Source organism: Komagataeibacter melomenusus (assembly GCF_013155395.1).
Lineage (GTDB): Bacteria > Pseudomonadota > Alphaproteobacteria > Acetobacterales > Acetobacteraceae > Komagataeibacter > Komagataeibacter melomenusus.
Window position 1 is genome coordinate 1 of the sequence record NZ_JABJWC010000101.1, and the last position, 1117, is coordinate 1117.

The 1117-nt window shown below is 53.9% G+C and carries 2 protein-coding genes; both read left to right on the plus strand.

What is annotated here, in order from left to right; translation table 11 throughout:
• Positions 1–131: 131 nt before the first annotated feature.
• A complete protein-coding gene (locus tag HNW77_RS17190) occupies positions 132–746 on the plus strand; it encodes a 5-methyltetrahydropteroyltriglutamate--homocysteine methyltransferase (protein ID WP_010511661.1) in 615 nt (204 codons plus the stop codon).
• A gap of 27 nt (positions 747–773) precedes the next feature.
• The gene (locus HNW77_RS17195) at positions 774–1034 is read left to right on the plus strand and encodes a Rieske (2Fe-2S) protein (protein WP_083824372.1); all 261 of its coding nucleotides are present in this window, start codon (positions 774–776) and stop codon (positions 1032–1034) included.
• Positions 1035–1117: the final 83 nt, after the last annotated feature.

The window sequence follows — 1117 nt, forward strand, 5'->3', positions numbered from 1 at the left end:
CCTCGGGCGAACCTCCTCAATCAGAGGTTCCCAGATCGCCCATGTCTCGTCCGTAAAGGTGCCTGTTCTGTCTCCTTCTTCCATCCCTACAATATGGGAAGAAATTCAAGATCTAACAGGCCCTAGGGCCAGTGAGCTTTCTTGCCGCATGTGACCGGACTGACGGCACGGACCCTGTCCTGTTGTTATTGAAGCTTCTTCCGGTGTACATCGAGATTCTACACGAACTCGCCACGGCAGGCTGTTTCTGGGTTCAGATTACGGAACCTGTCACAACGGCTGGTCCGATGTCGAAAGAACGCCAGACGGCGATGGAACTGGCATGGCGGAGCATGGCAGAGGTGGCATCCGGACATGCACTATCCCTCGTCTTCGTCGGGGGAGGAGGGGGCTTCTGGCGTAACCTGCCCCACGTCATGTCATTGCCGATGAATGGCCTTCATATCGATATGGTGCGCGGCGGCGCAGAACTTCCATCGGTGCTCTCTAATCTTAATCCGCGCTGTGACCTTCTTCTGGGAGTTGTGGACGGCCTGAATCGGATTCCAACGGATGTCTATAGCGCGATGCGATGGATAGATAAGATCCGTGCAGAATGTCTACGAAGGCGCGTGATTATTACACCGTCTACGACAATGCGTTTCACCAATAAGGACGGTAGGCAATTACCGCCTGAGGTTCACAATACACTTTCAGACTTGGCGAAGGTTCAACGTGCTTGCGTGGCGGCGACCTTCGTCCATTAACAAGATTTTGGAGGAATTGTCATGGGCATGACACATACTCTACTGCAACCTTTTGATCCGGACCACAATGCACAATGGTATCCCGCTTTGCGCAGTGCAGATCTGAGACATCAAAAAGCAATCGGGGTTTATTGCGGCAGCAGACCGGTTGTCATTGTCCGTCCAGAGGCAGGGCTGGTGTTCGCACTTGATGACCGGTGTACGCATCGTCAGGTACCACTCAGTCGTGGCGTGGTCAGCGGAACAGAGGTGGACCCGTCTGTTCGGACAGTTTTTGGGTTTGAATAAGCTATACCCGGTTGTTGTTATGCCGCCATTCTGACGGCGTTGCTGTTGGCCATCTGGTCCGGGGTTAACGCCGGACCAGATGG

Bases quoted from the DNA above. Each gene is read 5' to 3' on its own strand.
- HNW77_RS17195 (WP_083824372.1), top strand. From the start codon at position 774: ATGACACATACTCTACTGCAACCTTTTGATCCGGACCACAATGCACAA.